Below are 494 nucleotides of genomic sequence, written 5' to 3' on the forward strand. Positions count from 1 at the left end.
GCATCCGCCTTGTACTCGACCTGGGTCTGGCCAGCCGGAATCACCACTTTGGCGCCGTTGCTCAAGGTGACGGTCAGGTCCTGGTCCAGCTTCTGGTTGACCTTGACGGTAAAGGACGGCTGCAGGTCTTCGGTGACATCGCCGTTGCTGACGATGGTGACGGACACCTTGTTGCCGGTATCCGGATCATCAGTGACGGTGGTGGTGAGTGTTTCCTTGCCGAGCGTCAGTTTCTCGAAGTTGTCCGCGCCGCTGACACCTTCAAGCTTGTTCACGATCGAGGGCTGGCCGCCGACGAATACGTCGCTCGGGGCGGTGATGGTGAAGGTACCGCTGGCGCTGCCGGCTGGAACGGTGACCTTGGTGCCGTCGGTCAGGGTGAAGGTCAGGCCATTGTGGCCATTGACCGGCAGACCCTGGGCGTTGGTCAGGGTCACGGTGTAGGTGATCTGGCCGCCTTCGGTGACGGTGGTCTTGTCGGCGGTGAGGGTCGC

1 protein-coding gene is annotated in these 494 nt (G+C 62.1%); it reads right to left on the minus strand.

The window, feature by feature from the left end:
• A partial coding sequence (locus AC25M7_RS25480; protein ID WP_486971639.1) for an immunoglobulin-like domain-containing protein occupies positions 1–494 on the minus strand: 494 nt, incomplete at both ends.

Source organism: Pseudomonas sp. P106(2024) (assembly GCF_057480815.1).